We start from the raw sequence: 16592 nt of genomic DNA, 5'->3' as shown, positions 1-16592 counted from the left end.
GTTTACCAGTTTATTTCACAACTGTTGTGAACAATACAAAAAATGTTTAAGTAATGTTTAAGTCGATTTCTTCTCAAGCAGCATTGCATCGCCATAACTAAAGAAGCGATATTGCTCTTTAATAGCATGTTGATAAGCATGCTCTATCGTGTCTTTACCCGAAAATGCCGACACCAACATTAATAGCGTGGATTTAGGTAAATGAAAGTTGGTTAACAGTTTGTCTATCACACCAAACTTAAATCCTGGGTAAATAAATATATCAGTGTCGCCTGACCAACTAGATAGCGCTTGTCCATCATTGGCTGTTTTTTGATACGCTGTTTCGAGCACGCGGGTAACCGTCGTACCAATAGCGATAACCTGCTTACCATTAGCATGCGTTTGATTGATTAGGTCGGCAGTGGCTTGTGGTAGATGCGCGTACTCACTATGCATGGTGTGATTGAGTAAGTTGTCAGTTTTTACAGGCGCAAAGGTTCCAGCGCCGACATGCAAGGTGACAAAGGCAGTATTGATACCTTTCTCAGTTAGTTTGCTGAGTACCAAATCGTCAAAATGTAAGCTTGCAGTAGGGGCTGCCACGCTTGCAAGCTTGGTTGGGTCATGAAAAACCGTCTGATAGCGAGCATTGTCTGTATCGTCAGCATGTCGTTCAAAGTAGGGCGGGATAGGCAACTCACCATAAAGCTCTAAGTGCGGCAAGATAGGCGCATCAAAAGCCAAAATAAATAAATTGTCTTGACGACCAATCATAGTGGCACTCATATGACCATCGGCGAGTTGTAAACGTTGTCCCAGTTTAAGTGCTTTACTGGCTTTCACATGACAAAGCGCAATATGCTCTTGATTGATTGGTTTATCAGTCATGTCCTCTAAGTGCAGCGTTGCTGTATCCAAGTCCGAAATACTAACCAACCGCTCAATGAGTACCTCAAGTTTACCACCAGTGTCTTTTTGACCGAATAACCGTGCTTTCATAACTTTAGTGTCATTGAATACGATGAGGTCTCCAGCACTTAACAAGTCAGGCAGCTCAGCAAACAAACGATCCTCTACAGTAGTAGTGGTTTTCTGTTGGTCAGCAGGCAAGTACAGTAGTTTGGAAGCAGAGCGTTGCGACAATGGATAGCGTGCAATCAGGCTATCCGGCAACTCATAATCGTAATCATCAACGCTTAAATAATCTAAGGCCTCGTTATCTTTATTAGTATCGATCAAGGTGTTGGTAGCAGAGTCTACGGCATATGTTTCGGTCATAATGAATCTTTAAATGAATATAAATTTTGATGTAATTGTAGCAGAAATGAGATTATGAAAGGACAGTTTAATAACGACTCGTGCGCATATAAGTAAGGCAGCTACTTAGAAAAAATAGCCTAAGCAGTAATATAAATAGTTGCTATCAGTTACTATTAATAATCATCAAAAAAACTGTTTAATGCCAGTCGCCCATGAAATTATTCAAACAAATTTAACTGAGGCAGTAATTGTGCAGCGGGTGCAAGGGAGGAGAAGGTGACACCCACTAAACGAATGGGCAACTCACGAGGAATATCTAAAAACAGCTTGTCTAACCAATAGTGCGCAGATTTGGCACTATCAAAAGCGGTTGATAATGTGTGAGAGCCTGTTATTTGAGTAAAGTCTGCATATTTAACTTTGAGCGTGATGGTGTAGGCGATTAGCTGCTTTTTCTGTACTTGATTAAAAGCATCTTCATTCTGCTCATAAATCTGTACTCGTAACGCATTATCATCCGTTAGATTGTCTCTAAAGGTAGTCTCTGAGCCAATGGATTTATGCATGCGCTCAGACTTGACAGCGCGCTCATCACGTCCATGTGCGATGTCATGATAAAATTGACCGCGTTTGCCAAATTCCTGTACCAATACCGCTGCTGGCATCTTCCGTAGATCGGCACAAACGTTCACGCCCATCGCGTGTAGGCGCTTAGCAGTTGCTTTACCGATACCGTGAAAGCGCTCAATAGGTAAGGTGCTAATAAAGGCATCCGCATCTGTGGGCGTGATAATCGCAATGCCATTAGGTTTATTGATATCTGAAGCAATTTTGGCCAGCATTTTGTTAAATGAGACGCCAGCAGACGCTTTCAGTCCTGTTTGCTCTAGTATTTGAGCTCTCAGCCAATTGGCCATCAACGTCGCTGAGCCCTTATGGACTTCCAGTCCTGTGACATCTAGATAGGCTTCATCTAGCGATAATGGCTCAACGTTTGGGGTTAAGAGGTACATAATACGGCGAATCTCATCGCTCACTGCTCGATAAACTTCAAAACGAGGCCTTACAAATACTACTTCTGGACAGCGTTTACGTGCCTCGTAGCAAGACATGGCAGAACGCACACCAAATTTGCGTACTTCATAACTGGCTGCTGCGACGACACCGCGACCATTCGGATCTCCACCAACGACCAATGGCTTGCCTCGTAATTCAGGAAAATCACGCTGCTCCACGCTGGCATAAAAAGCATCCATATCTATATGAATAATTTTCCGAGAATTAGGCGTTATAGAGGTTGTCATAATCGTTATTGTACCTGATTTGACTGCTTCAATTTATGATGAAAAGCTAGGTTTTAAGATAAGATTTTACAATAAATTGTTGGGTAATGTGGTGGATCTATATAGATAATGTAATCTACTACAAATCTTATATATCATAGGGTTGGAGAATCATAATAATTTTATCTAGCATTGTTTAGTGAACATGTGTTTTCTATTACTAAGTCTAAATATAGTTTATCTAAAAATTATTTGTTTAGTTGCACCATTTGTCGTAACAACTTCACCGTTTGTCATGAATTTTACGTTTATATGTTACAGTTTTGCTTCCAGTGTTTTACAATATATTATCCGCGTTAATATACGACTATTAAACAATAAGCAATACTTTGCGCATCTTAATTCTCACTCAAAAAAAGACGTTGCTTATCGCTCATACCAAAATAGAAGATTCAGTAATATTGGAATCAATGCTTTAAGAACACGTTGTTTTTAGAGGGTTTAGAATGACTAAGGAGCTGATGATGTACAACGAATTAAAAGGGAGTGATTTAACACGGGCAATGCTAGCACGAGGTGATCAGGATATATGGTGTGCAGTTTGTGATGAAAATGATGAACGCGCCATGATGGATCATTGTGGTAATGATTTTACGGCGTATATTGTGTCATATAGTGACGGGTATTTTTATTGCAGCGCTGGCATGCCATGGAGGTTTGCCGTACCGATTAAGATATGTGCTGTCATGCAATACGAAACAGCGATGTAATTGTGATGGCTGTGAGTTAGCGCAGTTAAAGAAAAGTGTCGAAAAGGAGCTGGTTATTCAGCTCTTTTTTATGGCTTCAACTAATTGATTAGAAGCTGTATATGACTAGTTTCCGTAGGGCATAGCCTAATAGGCAATAAAAAACTATTCCATTGCATTAACTTACTACTTCTTGCAACTAGATAAAAATAGGTATACGATTCATATACGTTTCGTATATTAAGAGCTTTATATGGGTATTGTTAAAATTGATAATGAGCTGCACGAAGAAATTCGCAAAGCAAGCTCAGTCATGGTGCGCTCTATCAACGCACAAGCTGAATATTGGATCAAGATAGGAATGCTTGCTGAATCTAATCCCAATCTGTCTTATAACCAAATTATCAATGAGCAAATGAGACAAGCTGATATTAATGTAAGGAACCTTATAGATGGATAAGGTCATACTTAAAAATACAGCGGAATTGGAAATCATGCGCAAGTCGGGACGGCTTCTAGCCTCTGTCTTTGATTATCTAGACGAAAAAATCACAGTTGGTATCTCTACGATGGATATTAATGATCTTGCCGAGCGTTATATTGTCGATCAGCTAGGTGCACGCCCAGCCAGTAAAGGTCAGTATGGCTATCAGTATGCATTAAATACCTCGGTGAATAACGTGGTCTGTCATGGTATTCCTTCAGACAATCAAATACTTAAATCAGGTGATATTGTGAATGTGGATATTACCCTAGAACAAGGTGGTTTTATTGCTGATTCTAGCAAAATGTATTTGATAGGTGAGGTGTTACCCCTCGCAAAACGTTTGGTTGATAAGACCTATGAAGCTATGTGGGAAGGAATACGAGCAGTGAAACCTGGAGCGACGCTAGGTGATGTTGGTCATGCTCTTCAAAGTTATGCTGAGAAACAGGGCTACTCTGTAGTACGGGAGTATTGTGGTCACGGTATTGGACGTGAAATGCATGAAGAACCGCAAGTGCTTCATTACGGACATTTGGGAAAAGGCTTAGTCCTACAAGAAGGTATGACATTCACCATTGAGCCTATGATCAATCAAGGTAAGGCTAAAGTTAAAGTCAAAAAAGATGGCTGGACAGTAATTACCAACGATAAAAAGTTATCTGCGCAGTGGGAACATACAATTGCTGTCACATCTGATGGCTATGAGGTTCTTACTCTGCGAGAAGATGAAGCGATTTCAGCCGTTTAATATTTGTAAGAGTATTTGGTAAGGCGCTTCCTTAAATGGGCAGCGCCTTTTTTAATGTCTTACACTGCCACTATTTTAATCGCTCTATCTACTAGTGTTTATCACTCACATCCGAAAATCCTTCAGCGTATTATGAGCACTCTTGAAACGCTATGTACAACCTTTGAAGTCTATGCGATCAAGCAGGCGTTTCTATACCTAGCGAGCTATTCTATTGACATGAAATATCCCAATGCTTACGACAGCCCAGCCATTGTAACATTAGCCTATGTTCTTCGCATTTTCGGTTAAATTGCATAATATTTTCCGTCATCATAGTAGTTTGATCGCTGTTTGACCTTGATCTAATACCGGTAGTTCCTGCTCATCTTTTAGCCCAACCCCAGATAGCTTGAGCTCATAAGATTTTTCCATTAATGCTAAGAGACGACTTGCTGCCACTCTGGTTGGCAGGCCAGCATTACGCACATTAGAGATACAGTTTCTCATAGCATCATGACTCGAAGATTGAGCATCCCAAGTATAGTAAATACCTAAGCTATCAGGAGAGCTTAAACCTGGTCGTTCTCCAATCAGCATGACCAGCATTTTGGCATGAAGACGCTCTGCGACCTCATCTCCTAAAGCGACACGGCTACCAGTAGCAATGACTAAGGGTGCGATAGCCCAACCTTTCTCCTTAAAAAGCGAGATGAGTTCTGCAACAAGTTTGGGAGCATTTTCGGCTATTGCTCTCGCTGATAAGCCATCTCCCATAACAATAGCAACATCGTAGGACTTGTCCTTACCGAATATTTCCAATTGCTTAGCGGATTCCATACTAAGCAGTCTGCCCCAATCTGGGCGTTTAAGATATTCCGACTTATCTTGCGCTTGGCTCGTGACTCTCAGTATTTTTAAGCTATCACTGACATGATCGTCTTGGCTATTTATATGATCTAACCCATCTGTAACCAGTTTTAAATCTAGCTCGACTATAGAGGAGCGGCAATGTTCAGACAGCTTAATTACTAAGGAATCAACATCCAAATCCTGCAATACAGCATCCTTAGCTTCAGCGTGGTCAAGCTGAAACTTCAGCAAGGGCTTAGTGGGGACACTACAGCCAACGCGTCCCAAAGCAATTCTAGAGTCTGTATATTGTTTTAATTTTTCCCAAGGATCTAAATGCACTAACTCACTAGAGTTGTTTGTATTCGATTTGACATGCTCTTTGACAGTCAGTGATGTCTTATTTTGTGAGTAATCAATGGACATAGCATTTCTCTTTATAGTGTATCGACGTTTTCTATACTTTCGCTTAAGTAAGCTTGCTACCCATTATCCCTGACAGTAAGGAAGACGGTTTGTCTGACCAATTAATGCTATTGCCAGATTGGGTATAGATGTCGTTATTACTCAGCCAAAGCGCAAATTCAGGGGCGGGGGAAAGACCAAGAAGTTGTCTAATGTATAGCGCGTCATGAAATGAAGTTGTCTGATAGTTGAGCATGACATCGTCTGAACCTGGAATACCCATGATGAAGTTAATGCCAGCATTGGCAAGCAACGTCAGTAACGTATCCATATCATCCTGATCTGCGTCAGCGTGATTGGTATAACAAATATCACAGCCCATGGGTACGCCAAGCAGCTTGCCACAAAAATGATCTTCTAATCCTGCTCGAATGATTTGTTTACCATCGAAGAGATACTCAGGCCCGATGAAACCAACCACAGTATTGACCAACAAAGGGTTAAACTCTCTAGCCACAGCATAAGCTCTGGCTTCAAGCGTCTGCTGATCAGCGCCAAAGTTAGCATTACTGGATAACGCACTACCTTGACCTGTCTCAAAATACATGACGTTTTGACCTACTGTGCCACGATTAAGACTCGTGGCAGCGTCATAGCCTTCTCTTAACATCGCTAAATTTATGCCATAGCTGGTATTCGCTTTTTCACTACCTGTGATGGACTGGAAAACCAAATCGACAGGTACGTTTTTATTGATTAACTGTATAGCAGAAGTGATATGGGTTAAAACGCAAGACTGAGTAGGGATTTGATATTCGGAGATTACATGGTCTAGTAGTTTCAATAGTTCAGACAGGTTCTGAATATTATCGGTAGCAGGGTTAATCCCAATGACCGCATCACCATTGCCATACATCAATCCATCAATGATGCTTGCAGAAATACCCAATAGATCGTCGGTTGGATGATTGGGCTGTAATCGTGTAGATAGAGATCCTTCTAGACCGATGGTATTACGAAATTTAGTGACCACGCGGCATTTTTTCGCTACCAAGATAAGATCTTGTACCCGCATTATTTTACTGACGGCTGCGACCATCTCAGGTGTAAAGGCATATTTTAATTCGGATATGGTCTCTGTGGTCGCTGACCCTCCCAACAGCCAGTCTCTTAAGTCTCCAACAGTAAAGCTGGCTATTTTAGAGAATGCTTGAGAATCATGCTGTGCCATGATGAGGCGAGTGACTTCATCCGTCTCATAGGGTATTAAAAAGTCTTCTAAAAAATCAGTTAATAAGCAGTCTGCTAACGCCATTTGTGCTGCTACGCGCTCAGTTGCATCACAGGCTGCTACTCCAGCCAGCTCATCCCCCGAACGTCTTGGCGATGCTTTTGCCAGCAAGGTTTTTAAGTCTTTAAATTGGTAGCTTCGCTGTCCTACGGTATGTTTATATGCCATGTTAACCACCTTTATTGCGTAATAACATTACTCAGCTTTGATATGTGAGTTGCCAACGAAACTATGTATTATATATTTCAAACTATCATGACCTTAAGTTTCAACCAAGTTAAAACTTAAAGCCAAGTGAGAAGTTTCTGATGAGTTTATACAACATCATAATCAGTGACTTTATAATTAGGGCGTGTCCTCATTTTAAAAATGGTGATAAAAATGAGATAAATTGCAGTCAAACAAGGAAAATAGTGCAGATAATATCGAGATATTAGTCAGCTGTTTGACGCCGTTTGGCAAGATTTAGCCATTTTCAACCCATTTAGATGACTATCGATTGAATTGAGGACATGCCCTATGCTTTCAACTCAATTCATCCGCTGCCGCTTCTATTTGAGCGAACTCCTCTTCTGGTGTACCACTGACTAAATGATGCCGACTAAATATAACGAAATAAAGAATAAATACGACATAAATACCAGCGGCCATAAACCATACTTTAGGATCTACCATCAATCCTGCTATTACGGCAAGCAATGCCAAACCTAAAGCGATACCTGAAGTGAAAATACCACCGGGTGTTTTATAAGGACGAGCAAGATCAGGCCGAGATAAACGTAATTTGATATGAGATGCCATCATGAGAACATATGACACAGTTGCACCAAATACAGCCATCAGAATAAGCAAATCACCTTCACCGGTAAGTGATAACAGGAATCCTATGACTCCAGGAACGATAAGCGCTAAATAGGGGGCTTTATTATTGTTTGTTAATGATAGTTTCTTAGGTAGGTATCCTGCACGAGACAAGGCGAAGATCTGTCTAGAGTAGGCATAAATAATCGAGAAGAAACTCGCAATTAAACCAGCCAAACCAACAAAATTTACAAAACTTGCTAACCAAGAATTACTTCCATATACAGACGCTAAAGCATCTACTAATGGTGCGCCTGAGTCTTTTAACGCATCAGCGCCAGCTGCTCCTGGTCCTAAAAATAGGATAAGAATGGCAAATGTTGCGAGTATCAACATCGAGCCAATCAATCCACGTGGCAATGATTTAGCAGGGTCTTTGGCCTCTTCAGCGGCTAAGGGTACGCCTTCAACGGCTAAAAAGAACCAAATAGCGTATGGCACAGCAGCCCAAATCCCGATATAGCCGTATGGTAAGAATGAGCTTGCCCCTGCTTGATTACCAACGGCGATATCAAAAAGGTTTTTACTGTCGAAATGAGGAATCATGGCTACTATAAATACACCCAGTGCGATACAGGCAATAGCGGTGATACCAAACATAATTTTTAAAGCTTCACCAGCACCTTTCAAATGAATGGCTATGAAGACAATATAGCAAGCCAGATATACCATCCACCCACCAATACCAAATAAAGATTCACAGTAGGCACCGATGAATACAGCAATAGCAGCTGGCGCAATAGCGTATTCGATTAAAATTGCTGTACCCGTTAAATAACCGCCCAAAGGACCAAAGGCAGTTCGGGCAAAGCTATAACCGCCACCGGCAGTAGGCAACATTGTCGCCATTTCTGACATAGATAAGCACATACAAAGATACATTATGGCGACCACAATGGTGGCAACAAACATCCCACCCCAACCGCCTTGAGCAAGCCCAAAGTTCCAACCTGCAAAATCTCCAGAAATGACATAGGCAACACCAAGGCCTATTAATAGTACCCAGCCGACTGCACCTTGTTTGAGTTGTCTTTTAGCAAAATAGTCTTTTTCAGCCTGAGTGCTTCCTGCTGCGCCATTCATCTGGCCATTAGCATTTTTAGGCATGGTATTCTCCAAAGCTCAGCCAATTAGTAATGAACTGGCAAGCTCTCATCAAAGTAACCTTAAGATTGATAAAACACCAATGCGTCAAGCCTGCTTTTAGATTTACAGACCTGACTCACTAATATGTTAATCACCACCCTTTAAAAACTTTACTTAAATGAGTTTAAAAGAACCCCATTTTTTTAGGATCGTAAGACACCAGCATATTTTTGGTTTGCTGATAATGATCCAGCATCATCAAATGGTTCTCACGGCCGATACCAGACTGTTTATAACCACCGAATGCAGAATGTGATGGATAGATGTGATAGCAGTTCGTCCATACGCGGCCCGCTTGAATACCACGGCCGAAGCGATACGCCTTATGTACACTGCGCGTCCAAATACCAGCACCCAGACCATATAACGTATCGTTGGCAATTCTCATCGCATCTTCGTCATCTTTAAAGGTCGTTACCGCAAGTACCGGTCCAAAGATTTCCTCTTGGAACACACGCATGTCGTTTGTGCCCTCAAAGATAGTCGGCTGCACGTAGTAGCCATCACCTAGATCACCATCGTGCGTGGCTCGTTCGCCACCGACCAGTACTTTAGCGCCTTCTTGCTTACCGATATCTAGATAAGACAGGATCTTCTCTAATTGATCCGAGCTTGCTTGTGCCCCAATCATCGTCTCAGTATCTAATGGATTGCCCATTTTGATGGCTTCAACACGAGCGATACAGCGTTTGATAAACTCATCATAGATACTCTCATGTACCAGTGCACGTGATGGGCAGGTACAGACCTCACCTTGGTTAAGCGCAAACATCACTAAACCTTCAACGGCCTTGTCCAAGAAGTCATCATCTTCGTCCATGATATCAGCGAAGAAGATGTTTGGACTCTTACCGCCCAGCTCCAAGGTCACAGGAATGATGTTTTCACTGGCATACTGCATGATGAGGCGCCCCGTCGTAGTCTCACCCGTAAAGGCTACTTTATTAATACGAGGGTTAGAAGCTAACGGCTTACCCGCTTCAACACCAAAACCATTGACGACGTTTAATACGCCTTTAGGTAACAGGTCAGCCGCACCGATAATCTCTAACATATAAAGAATAGAGGCAGGGGTTTGCTCAGCAGGTTTGAGAACGACACAGTTACCAGCAGCAAGCGCAGGTGCCAGTTTCCAGACGGCCATCAGGATAGGGAAGTTCCAAGGAATAATCTGACCAACAACACCCAGTGGCTCATGGAAATGATAGGCAACGGTATCGTCATCAATTTGGCTGATGCCGCCTTCTTGAGCGCGAATGGCACTGGCGAAATAACGGAAATGGTCAACCGCTAGCGGGATATCTGCTGCGAGTGTCTCACGTACCGGTTTGCCGTTTTCATAACATTCAGCAATGGCGATAGACTCAAGATTGGCTTCCATTTTGTCAGCGATTTTGAGGAGGATATTAGCGCGTTCCGTCACACTGGTTTTGCCCCACGCATCCTTGGCAGCGTGAGCCGCATCTAGGGCTTTTTCGATATCAGCTTCTTTTGAACGGGCAACTTGGCAGATAACTTTGCCATCTATGGGACTGGTATTGTCAAAGTATTCACCATCAACGGGTGCAACCCATTCACCATTGATGAAGTTGTCGTATTTTTCGCGGAATTGGACTTGGCTTTTTTCTGTGTTTGGATGGGGATATAACATTAACTGCTCCTTGTTGTGAGAAAGGTATATTAAATACCTTCAACTGATCTTCCTGATCGAGTCGTAATTTCATGCTACTGATATTCTTATTCAAGTTAAAGCTAATTTTTACGTTAAACATTTCAATTATCTATTACTAAAAGTTATAGCTTTAAATAAAGGTGGATGGGTCTCTTTGATAAAACTTTTCATGTTATTTTTTAGTAAAAGTCAAAGACTGTTTAGTTAATACAAACTAATAATTTTTTATAGCTTAGTTTTTCAACAGTCACTTTCAATGACTACTGAAAGCTCTGATCGTTGCGATTCAATATTCCCTAAGAAAGTACAGCTGACACAAGTAGGGGTAATGTGGGTAGTAAGCGAGATTGCAGAATGAATTAATATTAGTATTGCTGAGCGTTCATCCTAAACCTGTTAATCGGTTTTAAGGCTAAGATTAGGGTGGTTTATTTTTTATATTTATCAGCAATAAGATGAAATAAAAGATGTATTAAAAAACAAATGTTTATATAATTCTATATAGTTATATTTGGAAGGCAGATGTATCGCTAAAGACAAGGTCGAATTGATAGAGTGGTATAGCAAAGCTTAAAAAAATGGTTATATAGTCATTCCACTATAAAAGTATTACAGCGTTAACCTAGTTTGAAATATTTAATATACATCTACACTAGGTTGCTTTGTACTACTTTTAAATTAAATCGACTATAAGCTCAGCTATGACGCTCATCAAAAACTGAATGAGAAAGAATAGTTATCATGCAAAAACTTAATAAGACATTAATTCATAAAATGATGATAGTAGGATTATCAAGTGGTTTAGCCATACCTGCTGTTGCAGATCTTGGCATTGTAAATACTTTAATGAACAAAGGATTCGCTACTACTCAAGCCACTCTTGGCTATATGTACAGTACTGGTGATGATATTAGTCAAGATGATGTTAAAGCATTTGAATGGACTAAAGCCGCTGCTAATAGAGGAAGGGCATTTTCCCAATATGCACTTGGAGAGATGTACAGCAATGGCACTGGCGTACGTCAAAACGATGCCAAGGCCATTGAGTGGTATGAAAAAGCTGCTAATCAGGGCAATGCTGAGATTCAATTCAATCTTGGAACTTTTTATCAGCACGGTGAAGGTATTCCTCAAGATTATGATAAAGCAGTTCAATGGTATCAAAAATCGGCTGATAAAGGTTTTGCACTAGCTCAGTATAATCTTGCTGGAATGTACGATAAAGGCCAAGGGGTGAGTCAGGATTATGCAGAGACACTCAAATGGCTAAGAAAGGCTGCTGCTCAAGGATATGCGGGAGCTCAAAACAATATTGGTGATATGTACGAAACTGGTAGAGGGCTTAAACTTGATGATGCAAAAGCAGCTGAATGGTATCTGAAAGCTGCAAATCAAGAAATAGCCGAAGCGCAGAACAGTCTTGGCTTGATGTACTTTGAGGGCAGAGGCGTGGAGCAAGATAAAGCTCAATCCCAAGAGTGGTATAGCAAATCTTGTGACAACGGATATCAGCCCAGTTGTGATGAGTTGTAGCCAATTGAATAGGAAAAACTGTGATTTTAAAAAAGTTAAAATATACATTTATTTATTAAGTGTTAGCCATGAGGTTATCATTTGATATAACTTTGTCAGCTGGAGCCGATGAGTTTTTTGAAAGTATGAATGTTTTAGCAGAGCAGAATGGTTCTTCAAATTCAGTACACTCAATGTGCATGGATTGGGATAGATAGAGCAGGACAGTATAGAACACCAGATACAACAAAGCCCCTGATATCAGGGGCTTTAGCTATTCTATAAGATAGTATAGAACTATGTATTGGTACCAGTGGTCGGACTCGAACCGACACGCTTATTAGGCAACGGATTTTGAATCCGTCATGTCTACCAATTCCATCACACTGGCATGTTAGGTAATAATATCTATTATATAGGTATTATCGAATTGGGCTACAGGGTTAACTCTGTATAGGCTGCGTATTATAGCAGGCTATTTTTGATCGTCAAGAATTATTTTATATAATTTGCGATTAAATCAAAAAAACCGATATATTCTATATATCACTTATCCTACAAAGGCACGTTCGACCGCATAATCTGCTTGAACACCCATACGTGGTGAGACGGTTAGACCAAAGTCATCCAAAATAGCAGAAACTTCTGCGTTGAATGGCATGCTACCGCAAATCATCACACGGTCATCTTCTTTATTCATCGGAGGCAAGCCAATATCTTCAAAGAACTTGCCCGATTTCATAAGGTCAGTGATACGGCCTTGGTTTCTAAACTCTTCACGAGTAACAGTCGGATAGTAAATGAATTTTTCGCGGAACCATTCACCAAAGATTTCATCATTGGCCAACTCAGTTTCAAACATCTCACGATAGGCCAAATCTTTGGCATGACGAACGCCATGTACCAAAATGATTTTATCAAAACGCTCGTACACTTCAGGGTCACGTGCTAACGCCAAAAATGGTGCCAGTCCTGTGCCTGTCGATAGCATGTATAAATGCTTGCCCGGTAATAAATCATCTAGTACTAGTGTCCCAGTTGGTTTTTTGCTAACCAACAGCTCGTCGCCTACTTTAATGTGTTGCAGGCGTGAGGTCAGTGGACCATCTGGTACTTTGATAGAGAAAAACTCTAATTGGTCTTCGTAGTTGGGGCTAGCAATCGAGTAAGCACGTAATAATGGCTTGCCATCGACGACGATACCAATCATCGCAAATTCACCATTACGAAAACGTAGGCCGTCGTCGCGAGTGGTTTTTATACTAAATAGAGAGTCATTCCAATGACGAACCTCTGTAACCGTTTCGGTGCGAAGTTTTGACATAAAGTCCTCGTTAAGTAGTCGCTGTGGACGTCAACAGTATTAATTGAATGTGTCATTAGGGGTTAGCACTGCATCAAATTTTTATTATGATGACGATTAAATGGTCAGGCAGTGTCCAAATGTCGACGTATATTTTATATCTTATTAATGAGATAAAGGCCACTATTATCGTGATGCAATCTATTCTCAATAATAATTCTCGCTCATAATAACAAAATTTAAAATAAAAATCCGCCTAGCCACTACTATGTGGCATGATAAAATGGAATATCGTTAGTGAGTAATTGTGTATCACTGGATAAAACTGGTTTATATTGGCAGGTTTTGGTTATTAGTAGATTTCTTGGAGACTTTTATGTCTGGTGACGATGCACAGTTAGATAACCACCATCATGCGCCCATAGTGGGTTACCACCGTGCACCATTATCACAAAAATTTGGTGCGCCACGTCAGCCAAATTTGGTAGCACTCACCAGTGTTATCGAAATGCTCGCGCCTTACGATACGCCAGCAGCATTCGTGGGCTTGGAAGCGTTTAGCCATATTTGGATCAGTTGGCAGTTTCATCATAACTATAAAATAAAAGACAACGCTGTGAATGAGGCAGATAGTAGCTTTCGCCCGCAAGTAAGGCCACCACGGTTGGGTGGTAATCAAAAAATAGGTGTGTTTGCCAGTCGTAGTATGTATCGTCCGTCGGCACTAGGGTTGTCTGTCGTCAAGCTTGAGCGCGTAGAGGTCATACAGGGACGAGCATTTCTTATTATTAGCGGTGCAGATATGATAGATGGTACGCCAATTATAGATATTAAGCCGTATGTAGCGTATAGCGATGCGCTTGTAGAGGCAGAGAGTGGCTTTGCACCCACAGCTCCTAGGCTGTTAGAGGTGATGATCACTGAGCCTGCTTACGAGCAGTTTTTAGCGTTAGCTAATACTGGACAGCCTATTGATAATAAAAAAGAGATAAATATAGAGCAGGATACGGTTACGACGCTTATGCATCAGATGCAAAGTCAATTACTACTCTCTGATATCGATATTATTAAGGCACTCATTGCGCAAGATCCTCGTCCAGCGTATCGTCGTACTCAAATAAATATGCCGTTTACCATGCGCTATAAATCCGTTGACGTGAGCTTTCAGTTGATAGCGGTAGATGAGCTACAAATAACCGCCGTTATAGAAGTGATATGAATTGATATCATTCTTAACCATATACTCTAAAACGATAAAAGAAGAAAAATATGTCTGAGCATAAATATTCAATAGTGATTGATTTGCGCTGGTGTCTAGATGAGCTATTGGCAGATAAAGTGATTGACCAACGGGGCTATAACTTGGTAATTACTAGCCGCCGTGATAAGACACAGCATCCATTGTTGACCATCAACGAGTTTGGTTTGCCAAATGGCCATGCGCTTGATAGTGACTCTGAGAGCAAATTAACATTGCCGTGGCTTAATCAATGGTTGGCGGCTAAAGCGGGTATGCCACTTGTGCGCATCGACCCGTTGAAAGTTGATGTCCCTGCTGTGACGCAGCTGATGTCCTTTGAGTATGCACGCTCACAGCATATTTTGCCTATTGAAGTCACACTGGATGAAGTCGTCATCGGCACAGATCAGCCGTTTCATACCGATTGGCACTCAAACATTGAAAAGCTAATTAAGTCTAAAACTTATCGTACGGTCTATATTAATCCTGAACAAATTAATCGTTATCGACAAGAGTTCTATCAAGTCACGCAAGCCATTGCAGGTGCGAATAGTGTTCATAAGCGTGCGGCAGCTGATGTCACCAATGTTGAAGCGTTACTGCAGTTAGGTGACAATACTAATCCCGATGCGAACGATCAACATATCGTCAGAGTCGTTGACTGGCTGTTGCAATATGCTTTTGAGCAGCGTGCTAGTGACATTCATCTTGAGCCGCGGCGCGAGACGGGTAAGGTACGTTTTCGTATCGATGGCGTGCTGCATACCGTCTATGAGATGCCTTTAGCAATTATCGTTGCGGTCACGGCACGAATCAAAATCTTAGGACGACTTAATGTCGCAGAAAAGCGCAAACCACAAGATGGACGACTAAAAACCCGTACGCCAAAAGGGTTAGAGACTGAGCTGCGTCTATCTACGATGCCTACCGCATTTGGTGAAAAATTGGTCATGCGTGTATTTGACCCTGAAGTGCTGGTGCGTTCATTTGCGCAGCTTGGCTTATCCGGCAAGCAGCTTGAGACATGGCATGAGCTGACGGCGCATCCCAACGGTATTATCTTGGTCACAGGTCCAACGGGCTCAGGTAAGACTACAACGTTATATAGCACGCTCAAGCAGCTCGCCACAGAGCAGGTTAACGTTTGTACGATTGAAGATCCTATCGAGATGATTGAGCCTGCTTTCAACCAAATGCAGGTAAATCCAGGCGTTGATTTGCATTTCGCGGAGGGTATTCGTTCTTTGATGCGTCAAGATCCTGATATTATTATGGTCGGGGAGATTCGTGATGCAGAAACGGCAAATATGGCTGTACAAGCCTCTCTAACTGGGCATTTGGTGCTTTCGACGCTACACACCAATGATGCACCCAGCTCTCTCACTCGTTTGCATGATTTGGGTATTCAGCCGTTTTTAACCTCTGCTACCATACTAGGAGTGATGGCACAGCGCTTGCTACGTACGTTATGTACGCATTGCAAGCAAGCCGTTGATGTCACGCCAGATAGTGAGATTGCGATTCAGTGGCAAGAGTTGGTACAGCCTTGGCGCGCGCCAGCCCCAGCACAAATCTATACTGCAAATGGTTGTGAGCATTGCCGTCATACAGGTTACCAAGGGCGTGTGGGTCTCTATGAAATCATGCCGTTGTCAAATGAGCTAAAAAAACTGGTTGCGGCTGATGCGAGCTTAGACGTACTTAAGCAGCAAGCATACCGTGAAGGTGTGCAGCCACTAAGGTTGTCTGGTGCAAAACGTATTAGTGACGGGGTGACGACCATAGAAGAGGTAATGCGAGTAGTGCCATTGAATTAAGAATC

The 16592-nt window shown here is 41.7% G+C and carries 13 protein-coding genes and 1 tRNA gene; 6 read left to right on the top strand and 8 right to left on the bottom strand.

The window, feature by feature from the left end:
* Positions 1–57: 57 nt before the first annotated feature.
* Positions 58–1260: a tRNA preQ1(34) S-adenosylmethionine ribosyltransferase-isomerase QueA gene (gene queA, locus I6E84_RS04175; RefSeq protein ID WP_197216341.1), complete on the bottom strand. Its 1203-nt coding sequence runs from the start codon at positions 1258–1260 to the stop codon at positions 58–60.
* A 200-nt stretch (positions 1261–1460) separates the two neighbouring features.
* Positions 1461–2546: a DNA polymerase IV gene (dinB, locus tag I6E84_RS04170; RefSeq protein ID WP_197216339.1), complete on the bottom strand. Its 1086-nt coding sequence runs from the start codon at positions 2544–2546 to the stop codon at positions 1461–1463.
* Between the two features lie 503 nt (positions 2547–3049).
* Here dinB and I6E84_RS04165 point away from each other — a divergent pair.
* The 3 genes from I6E84_RS04165 (at position 3050) to map (ending at position 4509) form a co-directional block, all read left to right on the top strand.
* A complete protein-coding gene (locus I6E84_RS04165) occupies positions 3050–3295 on the top strand; it encodes a hypothetical protein (protein ID WP_110922539.1) in 246 nt (81 codons plus the stop codon).
* A 232-nt stretch (positions 3296–3527) separates the two neighbouring features.
* Positions 3528–3734, top strand: coding sequence for a ParD-like family protein (locus I6E84_RS04160; RefSeq protein WP_197216335.1), 207 nt, complete (start codon positions 3528–3530; stop codon positions 3732–3734).
* The gene (gene map, locus I6E84_RS04155) at positions 3727–4509 is read left to right on the top strand and encodes a type I methionyl aminopeptidase (RefSeq protein WP_197216334.1); all 783 of its coding nucleotides are present in this window, start codon (positions 3727–3729) and stop codon (positions 4507–4509) included. Before I6E84_RS04160 ends, map begins: the two co-directional genes overlap by 8 nt.
* 312 nt (positions 4510–4821) lie before the next feature.
* Here map and eutC read toward each other — a convergent pair whose 3' ends face one another.
* From eutC to I6E84_RS04135, 4 genes are all read right to left on the bottom strand, one after another.
* Positions 4822–5766, bottom strand: coding sequence for an ethanolamine ammonia-lyase subunit EutC (eutC, locus tag I6E84_RS04150; RefSeq protein ID WP_197216332.1), 945 nt, complete (start codon positions 5764–5766; stop codon positions 4822–4824).
* 43 nt (positions 5767–5809) lie between these two features.
* Positions 5810–7204: an ethanolamine ammonia-lyase subunit EutB gene (locus I6E84_RS04145; protein ID WP_197216330.1), complete on the bottom strand. Its 1395-nt coding sequence runs from the start codon at positions 7202–7204 to the stop codon at positions 5810–5812.
* A gap of 357 nt (positions 7205–7561) precedes the next feature.
* Positions 7562–8980 (bottom strand): ethanolamine permease, encoded by a 1419-nt coding sequence (gene eat, locus I6E84_RS04140; protein ID WP_110922565.1) that lies wholly within the window; start codon positions 8978–8980, stop codon positions 7562–7564.
* 187 nt (positions 8981–9167) lie between these two features.
* Positions 9168–10694 (bottom strand): aldehyde dehydrogenase family protein, encoded by a 1527-nt coding sequence (locus tag I6E84_RS04135; protein WP_197216328.1) that lies wholly within the window; start codon positions 10692–10694, stop codon positions 9168–9170.
* A 762-nt stretch (positions 10695–11456) separates the two neighbouring features.
* Between I6E84_RS04135 and I6E84_RS04130 the strand changes: the two genes are divergently transcribed.
* Positions 11457–12248: a tetratricopeptide repeat protein gene (locus I6E84_RS04130; protein WP_197216326.1), complete on the top strand. Its 792-nt coding sequence runs from the start codon at positions 11457–11459 to the stop codon at positions 12246–12248.
* A gap of 284 nt (positions 12249–12532) precedes the next feature.
* Here I6E84_RS04130 and I6E84_RS04125 read toward each other — a convergent pair.
* A tRNA-Leu gene (locus tag I6E84_RS04125) sits at positions 12533–12618 on the bottom strand.
* A 159-nt stretch (positions 12619–12777) separates the two neighbouring features.
* Entirely contained in the window at positions 12778–13551 is a 774-nt protein-coding gene (locus tag I6E84_RS04120; RefSeq protein WP_110923088.1) for a ferredoxin--NADP reductase, read from the bottom strand.
* 355 nt (positions 13552–13906) lie between these two features.
* On the opposite strand from I6E84_RS04120, the gene tsaA reads away from it, so the two are divergent.
* Positions 13907–14749, top strand: coding sequence for a tRNA (N6-threonylcarbamoyladenosine(37)-N6)-methyltransferase TrmO (tsaA, locus tag I6E84_RS04115; RefSeq protein WP_197216324.1), 843 nt, complete (start codon positions 13907–13909; stop codon positions 14747–14749).
* Between the two features lie 50 nt (positions 14750–14799).
* Entirely contained in the window at positions 14800–16587 is a 1788-nt protein-coding gene (locus I6E84_RS04110; RefSeq protein WP_197216322.1) for a GspE/PulE family protein, read from the top strand.
* Positions 16588–16592: the final 5 nt, after the last annotated feature.

The sequence above is a fragment of the Psychrobacter sp. SCQQ22 genome (assembly GCF_015864605.1).
In the GTDB taxonomy this organism is placed as follows: domain Bacteria; phylum Pseudomonadota; class Gammaproteobacteria; order Pseudomonadales; family Moraxellaceae; genus Psychrobacter; species Psychrobacter fozii.
This window is presented reverse-complemented; position numbering and strand designations above follow the sequence as displayed.